We start from the raw sequence: 20,394 nt of genomic DNA, 5'->3' as shown, positions 1-20,394 counted from the left end.
ACCTCAGATCTCGCCGAACCGACTTCCGTCGAGCCAGTCGCCGAGGTCGCGTGCCGCGGCCGCGATGGCCCGCGGCCAGTCGAACGCCGAGTCGTCGGCATTGTCGGTGACGACCTTGACCACGCGGAGAGGCAGTCCGTACTCGGCGCAGACGTGAGCGATCGCCGCGCCCTCCATGTCGACGAGATCGGCCCGCAACGCGAGCCGGTCCCGGTGCAGCGGATCGTTCACGAATGTGTCCCCGGTAGCCAGCACGCTGCCGTCGCCGCCCGCCACGTCCCATTCGTCAACCGTGTGATAGCCCATTGCGGCGAGATCCGCGGCACTGATGTCGTGCTCGATGACTCGCGAAGGTGTGAAGAGTCCGGTGCGCCCGTCGCGCAGCGCCCCCGCGGTGCCGATGTTGATCACCCGGCGGTAGTCACCGACAGCCAGCCGGTGCGTCACCTTGCTGGCCGCGCGAACCTTCCCGATACCGGTGATGAGCAGATCGGCCCCCGGCGGCACATGCGCGGCCTCGGCGCGGGTGGCCGAGACCACCAGCACCCCGTCCGGCGCGCTCACTCAGCGCGCCGCGACGCCGCGGTTCCGGTCCGGTCCGCGGCACCTGCCGCGGAGGCGAGGTCGCTGAGGCGCGCCAAGTAGTCGAATCGGTTGTTCGCGATGCGCATCACCACCTCGTAGGGAAGCGCGAACTTCCGCGCCCACCAGTAGCCGAACCGGATGTCGAACGAGGTGTAGACCATGAACTTGTTGCGGGTGACTCCGCGGAGGATCGCCGATGCCGCCTTCTCAGGCGTGACCGCGATCTTGTGGAAACCCGCGATCTCGCGCTGGATGGCGGTGTTGCCGCGATCGAGACCGACGATGTCGACGGTCTCGACCAAGGGAGTCGCCACACCGCCCGGGCACACCAGCGAGACGCCGATGTTGTGGCGACGGAGATCGAATCGCAGTACCTCCGACACGCCCCGGATACCGAACTTGCTGGCGCTGTAGGCGGCGTGCCACGGCAGTGCCAGCAGCCCGGCGGCCGACGACACGTTCACCAGGTGACCGCCGGTGCCGCGGCGGACCATCTGAGGCACGAACGACTCGATGATGTGGATGGGGCCCATCAGATTGACGTCCACCATCTTCTTCCAATGGCGGTGTTCCAAGCGCTCGACCGTCCCCCACGCCGACACGCCCGCCACGTTCATGACGACGTCCATCACGCCGACCTCCGCGTCGACGCCCCGCGCGAACGCTGCCACCCACTCGTAGTCGGAGACGTCGCCTGCACGGTGGTAGAGCACGGTGCCCCGTCGATCGAGAATCTCCGCGACCACCGCGTCGAGAGCGTCGGCCTGAATGTCGGTGAGCACCAGCTGCGCCCCGGCGTCGGCGGCCGCCAGCGCGGTGGCGCGGCCGATGCCGCTGGCGGCGCCGGTGATCAGCACTTTGCGATCATGAAGCGAGGGCACGGGAGTCGGCACCACGAACAGCTCCCGGACGGTCTGCAGGCTGGGAAGTTTCAGCGATGTCATGAGACCCATGACACAACCTTAGTCCACTCGTCAGATCGGGAGCTTGCCGCCGAACACCGCGTAGACCACCGCGAGGATCGCTTTGAGCACGTTGGCCGAGACGTCCTGGCCGTCGGTCATCAGAATGCGCTGCGCCTCCTGCGGGCTCTTGGCCTTGGCGAGCTTGTCGATCAGCGGACCGATCGCCTCCACTCCGCTCAGCCCCGACAGGTCGGTGCCTTCAGACGGACTCTCAGCTGCCGGTGCACTCGGCTGGGCACCGGGGTCCGGAGCCGGTGCGGTCGGATTGGCCGCGGCCGCGTGTCCGTCGAGGTAGGCCGAGATGCCCTCGGTGATCGCGACCGCGTACTTGGTGGCACCCTGCGGGGACGACAGGACGGCCGCCTCTGCCGGATCGGACAGATTGCCCATCTCGATGAAGGCCGCCGGCACGCGCGTGAGATTGACCGCGGCGATGTCCGGCCGCGTCACGATTCCGTCGACAGCGCCCAGGTAGTTGGCCGGGGCGAAGCCGGCCTTCTTCATAGCGTCACGCAGGGTGTTCGACGCCTTGCGGCCCTCGCCCGACTGCACCGAGTCGACGGTCTTGTCCGGGATCGGCAGCGTCGGCACGATCATGTGGAAGCCGGTCTTGCTGGAATCGGCACCGGCGCTCGTCGAGTCCGCGTGGATGCTCACTGCCAGCGCGGCGCCCGACCGGCTCGCGGCCTCCGCCCGCTCGTCGACGCAACCGCCCCAGCCGGTGTCGTCGTTGCGACTCATCACCACGCGGGCACCCTTGCTCTCGAGTGCGGCCTTCACCAGCTGGGAGACGTCCCAGTTGATCGTGTGCTCGGCCTTGCCGGTGACCGCGGTGGCGCCCGTGGTCTGGCAGTCCTTCTTGCCGCCGCGCCCGTCCGGCACCTGCTTCGCCAGATCGTGGCCCGCCGCCGATCCCTGGTGTCCCGGGTCGAGAAACACCGTCTTGCCCGCCAGTTCACCACTCTTGGGCGACGCGGTCTTGGGCGCCGCTTCGGTGGGCGCGACCGTCAGCAGTCCTCCGACGAGGACAGACGACGCGAGGACGGACGACGCGATCAGCGCACGCCGGCGGAAACGTACAGCATTCATGGGCGGGTTGGGTGTGCGGGCACGGGGCGCACACACCACTCTCCTTCCGAGGATCCAAACACCATCTGTCACACAGACAACTTTGGTAACAGTGAACCAGTGCTTGAGGCTAGACGGCAAACGCAGGCTCGGATCTCACCGGGAATCGTTAGGTTGCTGTGACCAGATGACGCGTCAGATGCAGGATTCCGTTCACATCGTCGGGATCGGCGGGCGCGACGAGTTCGTCGAGTGCTTCGCGGGTGGCCGCCGCATCGAGCCCCGCCCCGATGACGACGAGTGACGTACCCGGCGTCCGTCCGCGCCACGAGCCGGCGTCGACTCGGACGAAGCCTCCGACAGCCTGAACCGTGTAGGCGGTGTCGCGGTGTCCGTCGAGATCGACCAGCACCGTTCCCTTGATCCGGTAAGCGCCGGCGGGCGGGCGTTCGAGGAACTGCGCGAGGCGCCGAGGATCCACCGGCGCGGACGTCTCGAGCGCCGCTGACTCGAAACCGGCGTGCAGATGATCGTGACCGTGGTCGTGGCCGTCGGGGTGGTCGTGGTCGTCGGGGTGGTCGTGGTCGTCGGCGAGGAGCAGTTCATCGAAGCTCAACTGACGAGGACCGTCGTCTCGGGCCATCTCCGCAGCGGGCTCGAAGAAGAGTTCCGGGTCCACCGCCGCGTCCGCCACCGGCAGGATCGGAGCGGTGGAGTTGATCATTCGAAGCTGCGCGATCAGCGATTGCACGGCGTCCTGGCCGGCGAGCAGATCGATCTTATTGCAGACCACCAGATCAGCGATCGCGAGATGCTCACCGAGTTGCGGGTGTTCGGCGATCGTGTCGTCGTAGTGAGCGGCGTCGACGACGTAGACGAGGCCGCCGTACGCCACGGTGGAGCTTCGCGCCGACAGCACCATCCGGATCAGTGCCTTGGGTTCGGCGATTCCGCTGGCCTCGATCAAGACCGCGTCGATGCCGTTTCCCGGGGCGGTCAGGCCGGCGAGTGTCTCGGCGAAATCCGACGCATCGGTAGTGCAGCACATACATCCGTTCTCAAGGCTGAGCGTGCCGCCCGACTGTCCGGAGACCAGAAGAGCGTCGATGTTGATGGACCCGAAGTCGTTGACGAGAACTCCGATCCGCCGGCCACCCGCGTGCCGGAGAACATGGTTGAGGAGCGTGGTCTTGCCCGCGCCGAGGAATCCCGCGAGCACCACGACCGGTGCGGCGGATGCGGTCACGTCGTCTGTTCACCGCGGCAGTCGGCGCAGAGCACTGCCAGATCGCGACCGTCGCCGTCCGGCAGATTGGCGACATCGCTCGTCGGAGTACCGCAGCGAAGGCACTTCCCTATCACCGCCGCTTCCGGACTGAAGTCGATTCTCATGCGTTTGTCGAAAACGTAGAGTGAGCCCTCCCACAGACCGCTGTCGCCGTACTGTTCTCCGTAGCGGACAATTCCCCCGTCGAGCTGATACACCTCGTCGAATCCACGAGCTTTCATCAATGCGCTGAGCACCTCGCAGCGGACACCGCCGGTGCAATATGTGACGACCGGCCGGCCTTTGAGATGATCGAGCGCACCGCTTTCCAGAAGCGGAAGGAAATCCCGCGTGGTGGTGACGTCGGGGACCACCGCATCCCGGAATCGGCCGATCTGCGCCTCGATCTTGTTACGGCCGTCCAGGAAGACCACTTCGTCACCGCGCCGGTCGACGAGCTCGTGCAACTGTTCCGGCGCCAGACGCACACCGGTGCCGACCACACCGTGATCGTCCAGACGCAGTTCTTCGGCGGCGCCGAAGGTCACTATCTCCGGGCGCACCTTCACGCTCAGGCGCGGGAAATCATCGCCTGTTCCGTCCGACCATTTGATGTCGGCGTCTTTGAATGCGGGATAGCTCCGGGTGGCACGGACATAACGTTTGACGTCGCGGATGTCACCTCCCACTGTTGCGTTGATGCCGTGAGATGACACGATGATCCTGCCGCGCAGTCCGGAGGCCTCGCAGACGCTCTGTTGCCAGAGTCGGATCGCCTCCGGGTCCGGCAGCGGAGCGAAGACGTAGAACAACACGATCTTGGGAGTCGCCACAGTGCAAGGGTACGGACCTCGAACACGCCTGCCCCTCGTCGCCCTGGTATGCCTCGGCGTCTCGGTCCTGACGTCGTGTTCGCTGCTGAGCACGGACGCATCACCCAGCAAGATCGTGATCCCGGGCACGAATGCGCCGAGCACCGAATCGCCGGCGCCTTCACTCTCGCCGACATCCGCGTCCCGCACGGTCGGCATCCGCCGAACGGAGGCTCCGTGGAGCTATGAACGCGTCATCAAGGCGGCGCCTCGAGCCAGCAATTCCGGATTCCAGGTCGGCGCCACCTCGGCCGACGGCCGGACGTCCGATGTCTCCGGTTTTCATTTCTCGACGCCGGACCGCGGCGTGAGATGCTCCACCGGCAACAACGGCGCCGATGCTCTGGTGTGCGTCGGCGAGCACGTCCGGGGCGCCAAACGCGCCGCCGACGCCACCGCCGAGTGCGATTGGCAGGCCGATTACGTGGTGCTCGACGCCAACGGACCGAAAGCAGGCGCGTGCGCTAACAGTTATCCGGTGTTGTTCCGGTCACGCATCCTCGGCTCCGGTCGTGCGATCAATGTCGACCGTTTCGCCTGTCTCACCGATTCCGACGACCTCTACTGCGTAGAGTCCAGTTCCGGCACCGGCTTCGCGATTACCGCTAATGGATACAGTGCGATTAGGGCGGATGAACGCGCCCCCGCATCACTGCTCGGATTGGATTCCGACGCCGATAGCCCGACGGTCGATAATCGCAATTCCTCACCAGTGGTCCCGACCCGTTGAATACGTGTACGCTGAGCGCAGATAAACGCCGCTGCGCACTCGGGTGAGGACATGCGCGGCGGGCTCGAATCAACCGGAGGACCACAGATGGCCAAGAAGACCGTGATCCAGATCGTCGACGATATCGACGGCGCAGAACTCGACGAGTACGAAACCGTCCACTGGAGTCTGGACGGTAAGAACTACGAGTTCGACACCTCCCCCGAGCATGCCGAAGAGTTCCGCAACCACGTCGCCACGTACATCGCCGCATCTCGTGTCACCGGCGGTCGCGCCGCCGCTCGCCGCGCCGCGCCGACCGCCGCACGTGGCCGCACCAACACCCGCGTGATCCGCCAGTGGGCGTCCGACAACGGTTACACGGTCAGTGATCGCGGCCGCATTCCGGCAGACATCATCGCGGCGTACGAAGCAGCGAACTGACACTCGCCGACGCGTCGGCCACAGCGCCCCGGACCAGGTCTCACTGACCGGTCCGGGGCGTTTTGCGATCGGCGTCCGATCCGTCCGTTACACCGCGGCCGAGTTTTCTCACCCCGTGGTTTTAATTGCGGAATCAGCAGCGCGCCGGATTACCCTGTCCAATCATGACTCTGCTTTCCGCAGCCCGCCGGCGCTGGCTGCCGCTGCTGGCCGTCGCTCTGCTGGTGGCGCTGCTGGCATCCTGCTCCAGTTCGGCGTCCAGCGACGATTCCGGACTCTGCTCACCTCCCGGCGTGGAGAGCGCCTCCGCCGCACCGACGAATCTCGCCAGCGCCGCTGCGGCCCCCGACCGGTTCACCACCGAGTCGACTCGGCCGCTCGACGAGATCGACACCTCCAGGCTCGGCCTCATCAAGCCCGGAACCCTGGTGGTCGGCACGCTGTCGGATGCGCCGCCCAGTATCTGTGTGAATTCGCAGCAGCAGTACACGGGCATGGACAACGAGATGCTCAAGGCGATCGCCGCCAAGCTCGGTCTCAAAGTGGAATTCATCGGCACGGAGTTCTCCGGCCTGCTCGCCCAGGTCGCCGGGCACCGGTACGACGTGGGATCGTCGTCGATCACCACCACTGACGAACGTCGCCAGACCGTCGACTTCACCAACGGTTACGACTTCGGCTACTTCGCTCTGGCCGGCCCGGCGAACGGCCGGGTGCAGAGCTTCGGCGATCTCAACCCGAGCACCCGGATCGGCGTCGTTCAGGGCACGGTTCAGGACGACTACGTCACGAACACCCTCAAGCTGAGCGCGGTGAAGTTCCCGGACTATGCGACCGCATACGCAAACCTGAAATCCGGTCAGATCGACGCATGGGTGGCCCCGAGCCAGCAGGCCGAGGGCACCGTTCAGGCCGCAGACGGAATGAAGATCCTGGAGAACACCTTCAGCATCAATAACTTCACCGCGTGGGCCGTCGCCAAGGGCAATCAACCGCTCGTCGACGCGCTGAACAGCGGGCTCGACGCGATCATCGCGGACGGCACCTGGGCTCGCCTGTACAGCGATTGGGCGCCGCGACCGCTTCCGGACGGCTGGAAGCCGGGCTCCAAGGCCGCGCCGAAGCCGGTGCTGCCCGACTTCGAAGCGATCGCGAAGGCGAATGAGGGCAAGCCGAAAGCCGACGCCGCCGACGCCGCGCCGAAGAGCACGTGGCAGCAACTGCGCGAGACCTTCTTCAGCGGTGAACAGTTCACCAAGGCACTGCCCGAACTGATCAAGACCGGTCTGCCGAACACCCTGAAGATCGCGATCACGTCGGGAATCCTGGGCACCGTCGGCGGCATGCTCCTGGCGATGGCCGGGATGTCGCGCAGCCGGTGGCTGCGTTGGCCGGCCCGCGTCTACACCGATATCTTCCGCGGCCTGCCCGCCGTCGTCGTCATTCTGATGGTCGGCCTGGGATTCGGGCCGGTGGTGAAGAACCTGACCGGCGGCAATCCCTTCTGGCTCGGCTCGGTGGCCCTCGCCCTGCTCGCCGCCGCCTATATCGGCGAGATCTTCCGATCCGGCATCCAGAGCGTGGAATCGGGTCAGATGGAGGCCGCGCGGGCGCTCGGCTTCTCCTACCGCCGATCCATGCGACTGGTAGTGATCCCCCAGGGCGTCCGACGCGTCCTTCCGGCTCTGGTCAACCAGTTCATCGTGCTCATCAAGGACTCGTCGCTGATCTACTTCCTGGGTCTGACGCTGACGCAGCGGGAACTGTTCGCCGTCGGCAAGGACTTCAACGCCAACAGCGGCAACCTCACCCCGCTGCTGGCCGCAGGCCTGCTGTATCTCGTGATGACGGTGCCGCTGACCCACCTCGTCAACTACATCGACAACCGTCTGCGCACTGGAAAGGCGTGAGCATCGTGGCGAACTCGCATCCCCTCGTCGATCGCGGTGCCGCGGTCTCCCTGACCGGGCAGGACCTGCACCTGAGCTTCGGCGACAACCACGTCCTGCGCGGCGTGGACATCCATGTGGAGGCCGGTACCACCACCACGGTCATCGGTCCGTCCGGATCGGGCAAGTCCACGCTCCTGCGCGTTCTCAACCGGCTCCACGAGCCGCAACAGGGCGATATCTTGATCGACGGCCGCAGCGTCCTGAAGGACGACCCGGATCAACTGCGCCGCCGGATCGGCATGGTGTTCCAGCAGTTCAATCTGTTCCCGCACCGCACCGTGGCGCAGAATGTGGAACTCGGTCCGCGCAAACTGCTCGGCCTCGACAAGGACGAGGCGCGGGCGCTCGCCATCGCCCAACTCGAGTCGGTGGGATTGGCGCACAAGGCCGACGCGCGGCCCTCGACCCTCTCGGGCGGACAGCAGCAGCGCGTGGCCATCGCCCGTGCGCTGGCCATGCATCCGCAGATCATGTTCTTCGACGAGGCCACCAGCGCCTTGGACCCGGAGCTGGTCAAGGGTGTGCTCGCGTTGATGACCGATCTGTCCGAACAAGGCATGACGATGATCGTGGTGACGCACGAGATGGGCTATGCCCGCGACGTCTCCGACCACGTCGTGTTCATGGACGAGGGAATGGTGGTGGAGACCGGGGCACCGGAACAGATCTTCACCGATGCGCGCAGCGACCGCCTGAAGACGTTCCTGTCGCAGATCCTCTGACGCGGGACGCTGCCTCAGCGGCCGACCAGCGCTGCGAACTCCGCAGAGGTGTAGAACGGGCTCAACCGGCGGCGCAGAGCCGCCTCGACGAACCCGTCGGCGTCGATCCGTGCGATGACGGGCGGACCGAACCGCATCGCCTCCTCCACCAGGTCGTCGCGCCCCACGCCCAACTCGTCGAGCAGATCCGACAGCGAGGTGGTGCCGTACGTGTCGAAGACCTCGTCGACGCCCTCGTCGAGAATCGCTCGGAAGAACGGCGTCTCGCGGAACGTGCGCCAGAACTCGAAGACCAGCACCACTGCGTCTTCGACATCCGAACTGCTCAGCACGTCGCGCACATCACCGACGCTCTGATCGGCGCCGGCCAGCCATACCTCGCGAGCGGCGTCGAGCACGAGATGATCGGCTTCGGCGCGGTTGGCTGCGAGCACCGTGCGGGCGCAGCGCCTCGCGATTCGCTCGACCATCGAATCGACGACGGTCGCCACCGGGCCGGGCATCCGGGAGGAGTCGACCGCCCGTTGGATCGCCTCCACGCACGCATCCTCGGTCGCCGGACTGTCGAGGACGCGCTTGAGCATCCGCCGCGACAGACCCAACTCGGCGACGCCGGCCGCCAGTTCCTCGTAACGGCGCCTCTCAAGGACGTCACCGAGCCGGGTGTCGTCACCAGTCGAGTACTCGTAGATCCGTGAGGCGACGGTGCCGACGAGACCGGGGATGGCGCCGTCGACCGGGAATGCGATCGCGTACTTGCGTGCGACGGCCTTGACCAGATCGCGGGAGACGGCCTCTTCGAGCGGCAGCTGGTCTGCGGCGTCGAGGAACGCCGTGATCTCCTCCTCCACCAGCGCCGCGAACGCCACGGGGTCGGTGAGCCGGCGGCGCTCGTAATCGACGTGAGCGTCGAGAAGTCTCGCGGCGAGGTCTGCGGCGTCCGATGACATGCCACTCATGCTACGAAACCTCATCCGGGCTCGGCGGATCGTGCACGACGTGGGTCTCGCGCGCCGCGCGCCCGGCACTCGGCACTCCGAACCTCCCGGTCCGTCGCCGCACCGCGACGGTCGCGGCTGTGACGACGAGCATCGCCGCGACGGAGATCCACACGGCCGAGGTCGGCCCGGTCAGATTATGGGTGGCCGCTCCGATCATTCCGCCGACGGCGAGCGCGAACCACAGGGACAGGTTCCGGAGCCACAGCATGCGGGGACCGCCGGTGAACGCCTCGACGAGTTGTTGTCCGGCCTTCACGAGCGTCCCCGTCATGTAGGTCAGGCCGATGCTCACCTCGCCCTTCCTCAGGAAGGTGGAGTTCATCGCACCCATCGCCGCGGGCAGTCCGATCGCGAAGGCGGACGACGGAGCCACGAACACGCAGGCCAGGGCGCTCGCCGCCAGCAGAACGGTGGTGGTGAGGAGAACGGTGGTCCGGCCATCCCAGAACCGCGCGGCGATCGCGCCGATCACGGCACCGCAGAAGAACATGGCGAGGATCGACGCCACGGTGCCCGCGCCGCCGAGGCGCCCGGTGCCGAGTTGCGTGGCGAGCTCGGTGGTGTTGCCGCTCATGAACGACACGAACGATCCCTTGAGTTCCAGGAAGCCGACCGCGTCGAGGTAACCGGCGATACCGGAGAGCGTCACCGCGAGCGCGATCTCCCGCCGATGCGCGGACCTCACCGTCCGGCCAGCATCTGTCGGAGCACAGTGACCACGCCTGCGTCGACGTTGCTGGGAGCCCGGAACCGCGCACGTTCGAGCACGTCGGGGTGCGAATTGGCCATCGCGAACGACCACCGTGCGGCGTCGAGCATCTCGAGATCGTTCAGGTAGTCGCCGAAGACGACCGTGTGCTCGGGGCCCACGCCGAGAAGAGCCTGCAGTTCCCGGACACCGGTGGCCTTGTGCGTCCCCGGTGCGGTGATGTCGATCCAGTGGCTCCCCGACACCGCGAGCTTGTGGTCGCCGACCAGTGGAGCGAACAGTTCCGCGGCGCTCGACTCGGCGTCGGCGAAGTCGTAGATCGCGAGCTTGACCACATCGCCGTCGATCTGGGACTGATCGACCACATGCTCCAGCCGGACGCAGTACCGGCGAGCGTGAACGACGAACTCGGCGTCGTCGGACTCGATGAAGGCTCCGTCGGTCCGGTGCACGAGCAGTCGGAGGTCGCGCCCGTGCCGATCGGCCTCGCGGACGGTGTCGATGACCGTGGCGACCAGCGCGGGATCGATGGTCGACGACGTCAACAGCCTGCCGTCGTGCATCACCATGCTGCCGTTCTCGGCGACGTACGAGAGCGTGCCGCGGTGCGGGGCGAAGATCTCCTCGAGGGTGTAGTACTGCCGACCGCTCGCCGGGACGAACGCGATACCGCGCGCGGTCAACTCGTCGAGGATAGGCCAGAAGGCGTCGGGAACCCGGCCGGCGTCGTCGAGCAGCGTTCCGTCCATGTCGGCGACGACCATTCGGATGTCCGCTGACCGAAGCCCATCAAGCATGTCTCGATGGTAATGCCGACGGCACCGCCCTCAGGCACCAGCGGCCCGACGCGGTGCGCCGACCGGCGATCACCTGCCGGTCAGAAGAAGTCGCCGCCCCCGAAATCACCGAAGTCCCCGCCGTCGAAACCACCGAAGCCGCCGTCGAAACCGCCGCCGTCGCCGAGGTCGCCGCCGCCGTCCCCGTAATCGCCGCCGCCGTCCCCGCCGCTGTCCCCGCTGTCGCCGCCGCCGTCGGAGTAGTCGCCGCCGGCCATATCGGCGTCGGCGACCCCGTGCGGGACACCCGCCATTCCGGAGAACAAGGAGCTGAACAGCAGCGCCGATCCCACGCCCCACGCACCGCCGATGAGCGCCGGACGCCACCACGGCTCGGAGTACCAGCCCGCGGGCACCGGGCGTCCCGCCACGCGACCGCCCGGATAGTAGTTGGGCGTCTGGCTGGACGGCTTCGGCGACGCCTCGACGGTGCGGCCGTCGAACTCCACCGACCGCTCCTCGGTCACCGATCCGGCCGCGCGCTGACCCTCGAGTTCGGGGATCGGGGGACCCGGATCGAGTTTCAGCGCGGTGCGGGCCGCGCGAATGTAGTACAGGCCTTCCACAGCGGTCTGCTTGGCGAGTCCGGCCTGAGCGGGACTGGACGCCTGCTCGATCTGCGAGCCGGCCGCGGTGAACCGCTCGCCCGCGTCGGCGAGTGCCTGCTTGGCAGCCGGGTCGTCGCCCGGGTCGAGCGAGTACACCTGGCCGCCGAGTCGTTCGATCGCCTGCCGCGCATCGGCCTTGGCGTCGTCGAGAGAGACTCGTCCGGATTGGGCAGTGGCGGTGCGGTTGCGCATCATCGAAAACACTCCGACGGCGATCAGCGCGATGACGAGGATGAAGAGGATCTCTAACACCCTCTCCAGCGTACGGATCGCGCGGGCGGGCGGCGACGACGCGAGTCAGCGGAGCCCGTCGAGTTTGACCGGATTCCGCACCGCGTACACCGCCGTCACCTTCTCTCCCGTCACTTCGACCGAGACCACGCTGTCGAGATCCCCGTCGATCGTCACCACCAACGACGGCATGCCGTTCACGACCGTCATCCGCATCCCCACCTCACCCAGGGTCGGTGCCTTGGCGAAGAGTCCGGCCGCCATCCGCGCCACCCGGGCCGCACCCTCGATCGGCCGGCGCGCCGCCGCCACGACGCCCCCACCGTCGCCCATGTACACCACACCGGGAGAGAGCGTGTCCATGAGTTCCTGGAGATTGCCGGTGGCGGCCGCGGTCAGAAACCGCTCGGCCACCGCCCGCGCATCCTCGGGGTCGGCGACCGCGGCGGGGCGACGGGCACGGACGTGGTTTCGTGCGCGATGCGCGATCTGCCGGACCGTGGGCTGTGACTTTCCAATCGCGTCGGCGATCTCGCCGTACCCGAAGTCGAAGACCTCGCGCAACACGAAGACCGCGCGCTCGTCGGGAGTGAGCGACTCGAGGACGAGGAGCATCGCGGTCGTGACGGCTTCCCCGGACAGGACGTGGTCGAGTCCGGAGTCCTCGGCAGTCGACTCGAGCGGTTCCGGCAGCCACGGACCGACGTATGTCTCGCGTCGTCGCGACGACGCCCGCGCGGCGTTCAGCGCCTGTCGGGTCACGATCCGCGCCAGGTACGCGCGCGGGTTCTCGACCTCCGACCGGTCGCCTTCCTGCCAGCGCAGCCAGCTCTCGGACAGTACGTCCTCCGCGTCGGCGACGGACCCGAGGATCTCGTAAGCGATCGAGAACAGCAGGGGACGGTGCTGGGTGAACTCCGCGACTCCGGGTGGCTCGGCGGCGCTCATGCCGCGCCCGGCTTCCACGAGTACCGTCCGGCGCGGACGGTGTGCACGGTGCTGCGGCACACCTGCTCCTTGATCGCCGCGGCCGTGCGCCCGCGTAGCCAGAGGCTCGCCGGACTGTCGTCGCGGTGCACCCTCTGGACCACGCCGTCGGAGCGGCCCAGCGACACGCACTGCGCCACGAACGCGACGGAATAGGGCTTGTGCGACCGGCCCGTGAAGTCGGCTGCGATCAGATCCGCGGCGTACGCCCCCTGCGGAATCGCCGCCTGGCAACTCATGCGCGATCCCGGAACCGCCGCTCCGTCGCCGACCGCGATCACCCGCGGATCGCTCACACTGCGCAGATGATCGTCCACCATCACACGGCCGGCGTCGTTCACCTCCAGCCCGCTCTGGAGAGCCAGTTCGCCCACCCGGCTCGCGTTGGCCCACACCGTCAGCGCCGCGTCCCGTCCGCCCGACCACCGCTGTCGGACCACCTCGACGCCGTGCCCGGCGAGCACCTCGGCGACCTGCGCTCGGGCCTTCGCGCCCAGCGATCGGGCGATCGGCGCATCGCTGAAGAGCCGGATCCGCACGTCGCGGCGCCGAGCTGCGATCTCCGTCGCGGTCTCCACCCCCGTCAGCCCACCTCCGACGACGTCCACCGAGGCTCCGTCCGGCAGGGAGCGGAGTCGTTCGGCGGCTACGGCAGCCGACTCGTGCGCGCCGACGTCCACGGCTCCCTCCGGAGCGCTCGGTGCACCGCCGACCGCATAGACGAGACGGTCGAACTCCAGCGCGCCGCCGTCACTCAGGGCCACCGAACCGTCCGCGATCTTCGTCACCGCCGCGATCCGAGTCGTCACCGAATCGTCGAGCATCTCGGCCAACGGGCGGGCCGCGGTCCCGCTGCCCGCGACCACCTGGTGCAGTCGGATGCGTTCCACGAACTCCGGGCGCGGATTGACGACGACGATCTCAGCGCCGCGCGCCCGTCGCGCCAACCGGTTCGCGGCCATCGTCCCCGCGTACCCCGCTCCCACGATCACGATCTTCATGACGACCTCCCAGGTGTTGTTCTCGATCAGACACCCATGGGACACCGCGGGGCCGCCACCCGTGACACGCTCCGCCAGTGATCGTGGAGATCGGCGTCTCCGGTCACCGCCGCACCGCGGATTCGTCGCCGCTCCAGCGCAGACGCAGTTTACGCTTGAGCACCTTTCCGGTGGCTGTGCGCGGCAGCACGTCGACGAAGTGCACCGCCCGCGGGCTCTTGAAGTGGGCGATCCGCTCGCGGGTCCAGGCGATCAGCTCCGCTTCGGAAACCTCCGACCCCGGTTTGGCGGCGACCACCGCGGTCACCGACTCGCCCCATTTCTCGTCGGGCAGGCCGATCACCGCGACCTCCGCGACGGCCGGATGCCGGTACATCGTCTGCTCCACCTCCGAGGCGTAGACGTTCTCTCCGCCGGTGACGATCATGTCCTTCTTCCGGTCGACGATCCGGTAGTACCCCGCCTCGTCGCAGGTGGCGAGATCGCCGGTGTGGAACCAGCCGTCCTGCAGCGCCTCGGCCGTGGCCTCGGGCTTGTTCCAATAGCCGACGAAGACGTTGGGACCGCGAACCAGAAGCTCGCCGATCACGCCCGGCGGCACCTCGTCTCCCTCACCGTCGGCCACCTTCATCTCCACATGGAGCACCGGCTTGCCGACCGATCCCGCGTACGCGACGGCCTCGTCGACCTCCAGAACGCAGACGTTCGGAGAGGTCTCGGTGAGCCCGAAACCCTCGCAGAGCCGAACGCCGTGCCGCGTGAGACTCTCGATCAGCACCACCGGGCACGGCGCACCACCGGAGATGCCGAACCGCAGTGAGCTCAGATCCGCGGTCTCGACAGCCGGCGAGGCATCGATCGCGGCCCACATCGCGGGCACCGCGAACGCCACGCTGACCCGATGCTTCGCGACCGCGTCGAGCCACGCGTCGGGAGTGAAGGTCTCCAGCACCACGGTGGTTCCCCCGATGTAGAGCAACGGCAGTGTGATGACACCCAGCGCACCGATGTGGAACAGGGGCGCCGAGGCGATGTTGACATCGCGCGGTCCGACGCCGTCGCCGGCGGTGAGGTTGTTGATGCCGTTCCAGTGGTGATTGGCGTGGGTGAGCATCGCTCCCTTCGGAAAGCCGGTGGTCCCCGAGGTGTACATGAGCATCGACAGGTCGTCGGCGGCGACGTCGACCGGCACCCGCTCGTCGCTGCCCTCGGCGATGAGTGCCTCGTACTCCGAGGGCTCGCCGGCGGCACGCTGCTCGCCCGACGGGATCTCGACGATGCCGGACACCTCGGTTCCCTCGGCCGCGGCACGGGCCAGAGCCGCAGTCTGGGGTGAGACGAACAGGAGGCGGGCACCGGAGTCGTTGAGGATGTACTGCACTTCGGGGGCCTGCAGGCGCCAGTTGATCGGTACGGCCACCGCACCGAGTTTGGCGACGGCAAAGACCACCTCGAGCATGTGGGTGCTGTTGAGAGTGAGGAGGGCGACCCGGTCTCCTCGGCCGATGCCGCGCGAGCGCAAGGCGTCGGCCAGCGCGTTGGTCCGGAGATCCAGTTCTTCGAAGGTGTACTCGGCGCCGGTCGTCGCGTCGATCAGTGCGACGCGGTGTGGATGCCGCACCCGGTGCAGGGTGGGCCAGTTGCCGATGCCGTTGTCCATGTGACGATCCCATCGATTCGCGCGGCGCCGCCGCGGTGGTGCGTGATGTGGATCACCGTAACCTCATGAAGAAAAAGTCACAAGCGCTTGTTTTTGTGCCCGTCGGTGCGGGTCGCCCGAGTCACGCGCCGGCCGGGCCCGTGAGCAACTCGATGCGTCGTTCGCCCTCCACATCCGCGAGCAGTGCCGATCCCGCCGGGCGCAGGTCGACGGCCGCGCCGTAGACGATCGGCCAGCCGAGATAGCGGCAGATGAACGACCGGGAGAAGTGCCCGTGCGAAACAACCACCACGTCACGGCGGACCAGTTCGGCCTCGACGTACCGCACTGCCCGATCGACGCGCTGCGTCATCTCCTGGACCGACTCACCTCCGGGCGCTCCGTGCGTCCAGATCGACCAGTCCGGCTCGTATTCCGCGCGGATCTGCGACCGCGTGATCCCCTCATAGTCGCCGTAATCCCATTCGGCGAAGTCCTCGCCGACCTCGTCGGGCGCCAACTCGGCCAGTTCCGCCGTGCGCCGGGCGCGGCGGCGCGGCGAGGAGACGACGTACGGATCCTCCAACCCGAGACGCTCGGCGATGCCCGCCAGCGCGCTCGCCTGCACCTCTCCCGTCTGCGTCAATCCGATATCGGTGCGCCCGGTGTGCCTGCCCGTCCGTGACCACTCGGTCTCCCCGTGGCGGATCAACAGGATGCGGGGGTGACGGGTGCAGGTGTTCACCGCTCGTACCGTACCGATCGCGTCGGCCGGACGCGTCCCGAGTTACTCGAACCGCTCCAGGGTCTGCGGGTCGTACAGCCGGAAGCCGAGCGAGCGCATCACGTCGATCACCACGTTGATGTCGTGCGGTTCGACGCCGTAGCCGGTGAAGACCACGAGTTGATCGTCCATGAAGACGTCGAAGGCCGGTCCGTCCGCGGCGGTCCCTCCCGGCGGGTAGAGCATGTTCTGATTGCGAGACCAACGGTCGAGGTCTCCGATGGCGCTCTCGACGGCCGCGGCGTCGACGGGGCGGACGCCCGCGACCCTCTCACCGCTGTTCAACCTGTTGTAGGTCTCGCCGCAGTCCGCGGAATCGCCTCCCGACCAGAACGCCAACGTGTAGCTCATGCTCCCGATTGTCCACGACTCCCCCGCCGTGGACAGTGGTATTCGACGGGCGCTCCGAGCCCGGGCGGGCGCGTAGCCTGAGGCCATGCTCTTCGCTTTCTCGATCGCTCCCGGAACCAGTGACGACCCCGACGGATCGGTCAGCGCGGCCGTCGCGGAGGCGGTCCGGGTGGTACGCGCCTCCGGCCTTCCCAACGAGACGACCTCTATGTTCACCACCGTCGAAGGAGACTGGGACGAGTGCATGGCCGTCATCAAAGCGGCCTGCGAGGCCGTGGCCGCGCACAGTCCGCGCGTGAGTCTGGTGCTGAAAGCGGACATGCGCGAAGGATTCTCCGGTCAGCTCACCGAGAAGGTGGAGAGGATCGAGCAGCGTCTGCGCGCGGAGCCCTGAGCCACTGCTGAGATCATGCGCGTCGCGGGCCGTCGAGGGAAGATCGCCCTCGGGCGAGGCTCTCACGACTGATCTCCGCAGCACGTCCGTCAGAGTTCGCGGACGCGACCGTCCTGGACGTCCCAACGGCGGTCGACGTGGACGTTCTCCAGCATCCGGCGGTCGTGGGTCACGACCAGCAGTGCGCCGTCGTAGCTGTCGAGCGCTGATTCGAGTTGCTCGATCGCGGCCAGATCGAGGTGGTTGGTCGGCTCGTCGAGCACCAGCACGTTGACGCCGCGGACCTGCAGCAACGCGAGCGCCGCCCGGGTGCGCTCGCCGGGCGAGAGGTCGGCGGTCGGACGCCCCACGTGATCGGCGCGCAGTCCGAACTTCGCCAGCAGCGTCCGCACCTCCTCGGTCGTGGACTCCGGGACCAGTTCCTCGAAGCGGTCCGCGAGCAGCTCCGGTCCGGAGAACTGCGCACGCGCTTGGTCGACCTCACCGATGGCGACATTCGCGCCCAGGGCGGCGGTGCCGGAGTCCGGCTCGATGCGCCCCAGGATCAACCCCAGCAGCGTCGATTTCCCTGCACCGTTGGGACCGGTGATGCCGATGCGCTCACCGGCGTTCACCTGCAGTGACACCGGCCCCAAGACGAACTCGCCCTGCCGGACGACGGCGTCGTTGAGAGTGGACACCACCGAACTCGACCGCGGCGCCGCTCCGATGGAGTACTCGAGAACCCACTCCTTGCGCGGCTCGACGACCTCTTCGAGGCGCGCGATCCGGCTCTCCATCTGCCGTACCTTCTGCGCCTGCTTCTCACTCGAGTCAGTGGCCGCCTTGCGACGCACCTTGTCGTTGTCGGGATTCTTGCGCATCGCGTTCCGCACGCCCTGGCTCGACCACTCCCGCTGCGTCCGAGCCCGTGCCACGAGGTCGGCCTTCTTCTCGGCGTATTCCTCGTAGGCCTCGCGTCGGTGCCGGCGCGCCACTTCCCGTTCCTCCAGGTAGCTCTCGTATCCACCGCCGAAGACGGTGTTCGTGTGCTGTGCCAGGTCGAGTTCCAGGACGCGGGTCACACTTCTCGACAGGAACTCCCGGTCGTGGCTCACAAGGACCACGCCGCCGCGCATGCCGGCGACGACCTCTTCCAGCCGGGCCAGGCCGTCGAGGTCGAGATCGTTGGTGGGCTCGTCGAGAAGGACGATGTCGAAGCGGGAGCACAGCAACGCCGCCAAGCCCACGCGCGCGGCCTGACCTCCGGAGAGACCGGTCATCAGCGCCGACTCGGGTGCGCCGGCGGTCGTGTCGCATCCCAGCTCGGCGAGCACCGCGGGCAGGCGTTCGTCGAGATCCGCAGCTCCGGTCGCGAGCCAGTGATCCAGGGCCGCGGAGTAGGCCTCGTCCCCGGTCCCGTCGGCCAGCGCCGCCGCGGCCGCGTCCATCGCGGCCGTCGCCGCCGCGCAACCGGTCCGTCGGGCCACGTATTGGCCCACCGTCTCGCCCGGCACCCGCTCATGCTCCTGAGGCAACCAGCCCACGAAGGCGTCCGACGGCGCCCGCACCACCGTTCCCTCCAGCGGTGCGAGATCACCGGCGAGGATGCGGAGCAGCGTCGTCTTCCCGGCACCGTTGGCGCCGACCACCCCGACCACATCGCCGGGCGCCACCGTGAGGTCGAGATGATCGAACAGCACCCGATGGGCGTACCCACCGGAGACGTCCTTGGCGACGAGCGTTGCGGTCATCGGTCCATCGTCGCATCCGCGGGCGCGCGCTCGACGGGGCGGCTCACGGGTGCTCGTCGGTGGCTCGCGAATCGGTCAACGCCGACGCACCCCACACGGAGACCACCCCGACCACCACCGCGAGCACCGCGAATGCGATGCGCTCGCCGCGGAAGAACGAGGCGACGAGGTCGCTGCCCCACACGCCCGGCGGCAGACTGGTCGTGACCAGCGCGGCGATCATCGTGCCGATCACCGCGGTGCCCACGCTGGTGCCGATCTCCTGCGCGCTGTCGTTGAGCGCGGTGCCGATCGACGTCCGGTTGCTCGGCATCGCTCCGACCAGCGCCACCGCGCAGATCGTCATCACCGTCCGCAGACCGATCGTCAGCGTCACCATGAAGACGGCGATCGCCGGGTAACCGTGGTCGACGGCCCACGCGAGTCCGGCGAGCGAGCCCGCGAGGAATCCGGCGCCGATCACACACGCGATCCGATGACCGAATCTCTTCGCCAGGTACTCCGAGAGCGGGGTCGCGAGAATCATCGTGATGATGAGGGGCAGGTTCGCCAGTCCCGCCCGCATCGGACTCCACCCGTACGCGTACTGGAAGTGCAGAATCAGGCCGAACATCACACCGGCCATCGCGATCGACGTACCCACCTGCGCGATCGCCGCTCCCCGCACGGTGCCGTCGGCGAAGACGCCGAGGTCGAGCATCGGTTCGGGGGTGCGGCGCTCATGCCACACGAAGGCGCCGAGGGCGACCGCCGCCCCGACCGCCGACGCCCATACCGGGCCGGACGTCCAGCCGTGCTCCACACCCGCGGTGAGGGTGTAGCACCCGAGACCGATCGCGAGAATGCTCAGGGCCGCGCCCGGCAGATCGAGACGATCTCCGGTGAGATCCTGCGGATCGTCGGCGGGGACCCCGAGCCGGACACCGATCCACGCGATCAGCGCGATCGGGGCGTTGACCAGGAGAAGCCATTCCCAGCCGACGTGTGCCAGCGCCGTTCCGCCCAGCACCGGACCGAGGATGAAGCCGCTCATGCCGACGACGATCATCAGCGTCATCGCGCGCATGCGGAGCGCCGCGTCGTCGAAGAGGCGGAAGACCAGCGAGTTGGTGATCGGGGCCATCGCGGCAGCGGCGACGCCGAGCAGCGCGCGAAGGGCGATCAGTTCGCCCGTCGAGGAGACGGCGAGAACTCCGAGGCTGATCACGCCGAAGGCGGCGAGCCCGACGAGCAGAACCCGTCGTCGCCCCAGTTTGTCGGCCATCGATCCGGCGGTCAGCAGCAGACCCCCGAAGGTCAGCGAATAGGCGCCCGTGACCCATTGGAGTGCGGTGGTGCCGCTGCCCAGATCACGCCCGATGGTCGGCAGTGCGATCGAGAGCAACGTGTTGTCGACCATCTCGACGAAGAACGCAAGGCACAGGGCGGCCATCGGCATCCAGGCGGCACGGACGGATGTGTAGGTCCGGGATCGTGCGGTCCCGGAGCGCGAGGTCTCGGCGACGTCAGTCATGAGACACCTCCTTATCGAACGAT

21 protein-coding genes are annotated in these 20,394 nt (G+C 67.7%); 5 read left to right on the top strand and 16 right to left on the bottom strand.

What is annotated here, in order from left to right:
- Window positions 1–3: 3 nt before the first annotated feature.
- The 5 genes from ACE11G_RS04755 to ACE11G_RS04735 form a co-directional block, all read right to left on the bottom strand.
- Window positions 4–564 (bottom strand): nucleosidase, encoded by a 561-nt coding sequence (locus tag ACE11G_RS04755; RefSeq protein WP_006898247.1) that lies wholly within the window; start codon window positions 562–564, stop codon window positions 4–6.
- Complete coding sequence (locus ACE11G_RS04750; protein WP_045538316.1) at window positions 561–1,538, bottom strand: SDR family oxidoreductase; 978 nt, start codon at window positions 1,536–1,538, stop codon at window positions 561–563. The genes ACE11G_RS04755 and ACE11G_RS04750 overlap by 4 nt, the downstream gene beginning before the upstream one ends.
- 21 nt (window positions 1,539–1,559) lie before the next feature.
- Window positions 1,560–2,639 carry an N-acetylmuramoyl-L-alanine amidase gene (locus ACE11G_RS04745; protein ID WP_375003846.1) on the bottom strand — a complete coding sequence of 360 codons (1,080 nt, stop codon included), beginning with the start codon at window positions 2,637–2,639 and terminating at the stop codon, window positions 1,560–1,562.
- A gap of 148 nt (window positions 2,640–2,787) precedes the next feature.
- Complete coding sequence (locus ACE11G_RS04740) at window positions 2,788–3,864, bottom strand: CobW family GTP-binding protein (protein ID WP_375003844.1); 1,077 nt, start codon at window positions 3,862–3,864, stop codon at window positions 2,788–2,790.
- The gene (locus ACE11G_RS04735; RefSeq protein ID WP_045538322.1) at window positions 3,861–4,718 is read right to left on the bottom strand and encodes a rhodanese-related sulfurtransferase; all 858 of its coding nucleotides are present in this window, start codon (window positions 4,716–4,718) and stop codon (window positions 3,861–3,863) included. The genes ACE11G_RS04740 and ACE11G_RS04735 overlap by 4 nt, the downstream gene beginning before the upstream one ends.
- A 1-nt stretch (window position 4,719) precedes the next feature.
- Here ACE11G_RS04735 and ACE11G_RS04730 point away from each other — a divergent pair, with 1 nt between their 5' ends.
- From ACE11G_RS04730 to ACE11G_RS04715, 4 genes are all read left to right on the top strand, one after another.
- Window positions 4,720–5,487 carry a hypothetical protein gene (locus tag ACE11G_RS04730; RefSeq protein ID WP_006898252.1) on the top strand — a complete coding sequence of 256 codons (768 nt, stop codon included), beginning with the start codon at window positions 4,720–4,722 and terminating at the stop codon, window positions 5,485–5,487.
- Window positions 5,488–5,574: 87 nt separating this feature from the next.
- Window positions 5,575–5,910, top strand: a complete 336-nt coding sequence (locus ACE11G_RS04725) for an Lsr2 family protein (RefSeq protein ID WP_006898253.1) — start codon at window positions 5,575–5,577, stop codon at window positions 5,908–5,910.
- A gap of 164 nt (window positions 5,911–6,074) precedes the next feature.
- Window positions 6,075–7,820, top strand: a complete 1,746-nt coding sequence (locus ACE11G_RS04720; RefSeq protein ID WP_222111724.1) for an ABC transporter substrate-binding protein/permease — start codon at window positions 6,075–6,077, stop codon at window positions 7,818–7,820.
- Window positions 7,817–8,584, top strand: coding sequence for an amino acid ABC transporter ATP-binding protein (locus ACE11G_RS04715; protein WP_045538324.1), 768 nt, complete (start codon window positions 7,817–7,819; stop codon window positions 8,582–8,584). Before ACE11G_RS04720 ends, ACE11G_RS04715 begins: the two co-directional genes overlap by 4 nt.
- A gap of 14 nt (window positions 8,585–8,598) precedes the next feature.
- Here the strand turns inward: ACE11G_RS04715 and ACE11G_RS04710 are convergent, their stop codons facing one another.
- The 9 genes from ACE11G_RS04710 to ACE11G_RS04670 all read right to left on the bottom strand — a co-directional run bounded on the left by ACE11G_RS04710 (window position 8,599) and on the right by ACE11G_RS04670 (window position 16,731).
- Window positions 8,599–9,534 carry a hypothetical protein gene (locus ACE11G_RS04710; protein ID WP_039868202.1) on the bottom strand — a complete coding sequence of 312 codons (936 nt, stop codon included), beginning with the start codon at window positions 9,532–9,534 and terminating at the stop codon, window positions 8,599–8,601.
- Between the two features lie 10 nt (window positions 9,535–9,544).
- A complete protein-coding gene (locus ACE11G_RS04705) occupies window positions 9,545–10,270 on the bottom strand; it encodes a YoaK family protein (RefSeq protein ID WP_039868185.1) in 726 nt (241 codons plus the stop codon).
- A complete protein-coding gene (locus ACE11G_RS04700; RefSeq protein ID WP_062367789.1) occupies window positions 10,267–11,091 on the bottom strand; it encodes a Cof-type HAD-IIB family hydrolase in 825 nt (274 codons plus the stop codon). Before ACE11G_RS04700 ends, ACE11G_RS04705 begins: the two co-directional genes overlap by 4 nt.
- Window positions 11,092–11,171: 80 nt before the next feature.
- On the bottom strand, window positions 11,172–11,990 hold the full coding sequence (locus ACE11G_RS04695) for a DUF1542 domain-containing protein (RefSeq protein ID WP_375003839.1): 819 nt from the start codon (window positions 11,988–11,990) through the stop codon (window positions 11,172–11,174).
- 45 nt (window positions 11,991–12,035) lie between these two features.
- Window positions 12,036–12,917, bottom strand: a complete 882-nt coding sequence (locus ACE11G_RS04690) for an RNA polymerase sigma-70 factor (RefSeq protein WP_375004091.1) — start codon at window positions 12,915–12,917, stop codon at window positions 12,036–12,038.
- Entirely contained in the window at window positions 12,914–13,957 is a 1,044-nt protein-coding gene (locus ACE11G_RS04685; RefSeq protein WP_375003837.1) for an NAD(P)/FAD-dependent oxidoreductase, read from the bottom strand. Before ACE11G_RS04685 ends, ACE11G_RS04690 begins: the two co-directional genes overlap by 4 nt.
- A gap of 103 nt (window positions 13,958–14,060) precedes the next feature.
- Complete coding sequence (locus ACE11G_RS04680; RefSeq protein ID WP_375003835.1) at window positions 14,061–15,617, bottom strand: long-chain fatty acid--CoA ligase; 1,557 nt, start codon at window positions 15,615–15,617, stop codon at window positions 14,061–14,063.
- A gap of 121 nt (window positions 15,618–15,738) precedes the next feature.
- Complete coding sequence (locus ACE11G_RS04675) at window positions 15,739–16,341, bottom strand: histidine phosphatase family protein (protein ID WP_375003833.1); 603 nt, start codon at window positions 16,339–16,341, stop codon at window positions 15,739–15,741.
- Window positions 16,342–16,383: 42 nt separating this feature from the next.
- A complete protein-coding gene (locus ACE11G_RS04670) occupies window positions 16,384–16,731 on the bottom strand; it encodes a hypothetical protein (RefSeq protein WP_006898264.1) in 348 nt (115 codons plus the stop codon).
- An 85-nt stretch (window positions 16,732–16,816) separates the two neighbouring features.
- On the opposite strand from ACE11G_RS04670, the gene ACE11G_RS04665 reads away from it, so the two are divergent.
- Window positions 16,817–17,125: a thiamine-binding protein gene (locus tag ACE11G_RS04665; RefSeq protein WP_006898265.1), complete on the top strand. Its 309-nt coding sequence runs from the start codon at window positions 16,817–16,819 to the stop codon at window positions 17,123–17,125.
- Between the two features lie 89 nt (window positions 17,126–17,214).
- Here the strand turns inward: ACE11G_RS04665 and ACE11G_RS04660 are convergent, their stop codons facing one another.
- Both ACE11G_RS04660 and ACE11G_RS04655 read right to left on the bottom strand, forming a co-directional pair.
- On the bottom strand, window positions 17,215–18,858 hold the full coding sequence (locus ACE11G_RS04660; protein WP_222111158.1) for an ABC-F family ATP-binding cassette domain-containing protein: 1,644 nt from the start codon (window positions 18,856–18,858) through the stop codon (window positions 17,215–17,217).
- Between the two features lie 43 nt (window positions 18,859–18,901).
- Window positions 18,902–20,371: an MFS transporter gene (locus ACE11G_RS04655; protein ID WP_062367795.1), complete on the bottom strand. Its 1,470-nt coding sequence runs from the start codon at window positions 20,369–20,371 to the stop codon at window positions 18,902–18,904.
- Window positions 20,372–20,394: the final 23 nt, after the last annotated feature.

The organism is Gordonia sp. PS3 (assembly GCF_041950545.1).
In the GTDB taxonomy this organism is placed as follows: domain Bacteria; phylum Actinomycetota; class Actinomycetes; order Mycobacteriales; family Mycobacteriaceae; genus Gordonia; species Gordonia sihwensis.
Note: the sequence above shows the minus strand (reverse complement) of the source record. Positions and strands in the feature narration are given on the sequence as shown.

Excerpts from the sequence above, each read along its gene's own strand:
- ACE11G_RS04725 (WP_006898253.1), top strand. The coding sequence starts at position 5,575 with ATGGCCAAGAAGACCGTGATCCAGATCGTCGACGATATCGACGGCGCA.
- ACE11G_RS04745 (WP_375003846.1), bottom strand. The coding sequence starts at position 2,639 with ATGAATGCTGTACGTTTCCGCCGGCGTGCGCTGATCGCGTCGTCCGTC.
- ACE11G_RS04680 (WP_375003835.1), bottom strand. The coding sequence starts at position 15,617 with ATGGACAACGGCATCGGCAACTGGCCCACCCTGCACCGGGTGCGGCAT.
- ACE11G_RS04670 (WP_006898264.1), bottom strand. The coding sequence starts at position 16,731 with ATGAGCTACACGTTGGCGTTCTGGTCGGGAGGCGATTCCGCGGACTGC.
- ACE11G_RS04660 (WP_222111158.1), bottom strand. The coding sequence starts at position 18,858 with ATGACCGCAACGCTCGTCGCCAAGGACGTCTCCGGTGGGTACGCCCAT.
- ACE11G_RS04720 (WP_222111724.1), top strand. The coding sequence starts at position 6,075 with ATGACTCTGCTTTCCGCAGCCCGCCGGCGCTGGCTGCCGCTGCTGGCC.
- ACE11G_RS04690 (WP_375004091.1), bottom strand. The coding sequence starts at position 12,917 with ATGAGCGCCGCCGAGCCACCCGGAGTCGCGGAGTTCACCCAGCACCGT.
- ACE11G_RS04750 (WP_045538316.1), bottom strand. The coding sequence starts at position 1,538 with ATGGGTCTCATGACATCGCTGAAACTTCCCAGCCTGCAGACCGTCCGG.
- ACE11G_RS04710 (WP_039868202.1), bottom strand. The coding sequence starts at position 9,534 with ATGTCATCGGACGCCGCAGACCTCGCCGCGAGACTTCTCGACGCTCAC.
- ACE11G_RS04655 (WP_062367795.1), bottom strand. The coding sequence starts at position 20,371 with ATGACTGACGTCGCCGAGACCTCGCGCTCCGGGACCGCACGATCCCGG.
- ACE11G_RS04700 (WP_062367789.1), bottom strand. The coding sequence starts at position 11,091 with ATGCTTGATGGGCTTCGGTCAGCGGACATCCGAATGGTCGTCGCCGAC.
- ACE11G_RS04665 (WP_006898265.1), top strand. The coding sequence starts at position 16,817 with ATGCTCTTCGCTTTCTCGATCGCTCCCGGAACCAGTGACGACCCCGAC.
- ACE11G_RS04685 (WP_375003837.1), bottom strand. The coding sequence starts at position 13,957 with ATGAAGATCGTGATCGTGGGAGCGGGGTACGCGGGGACGATGGCCGCG.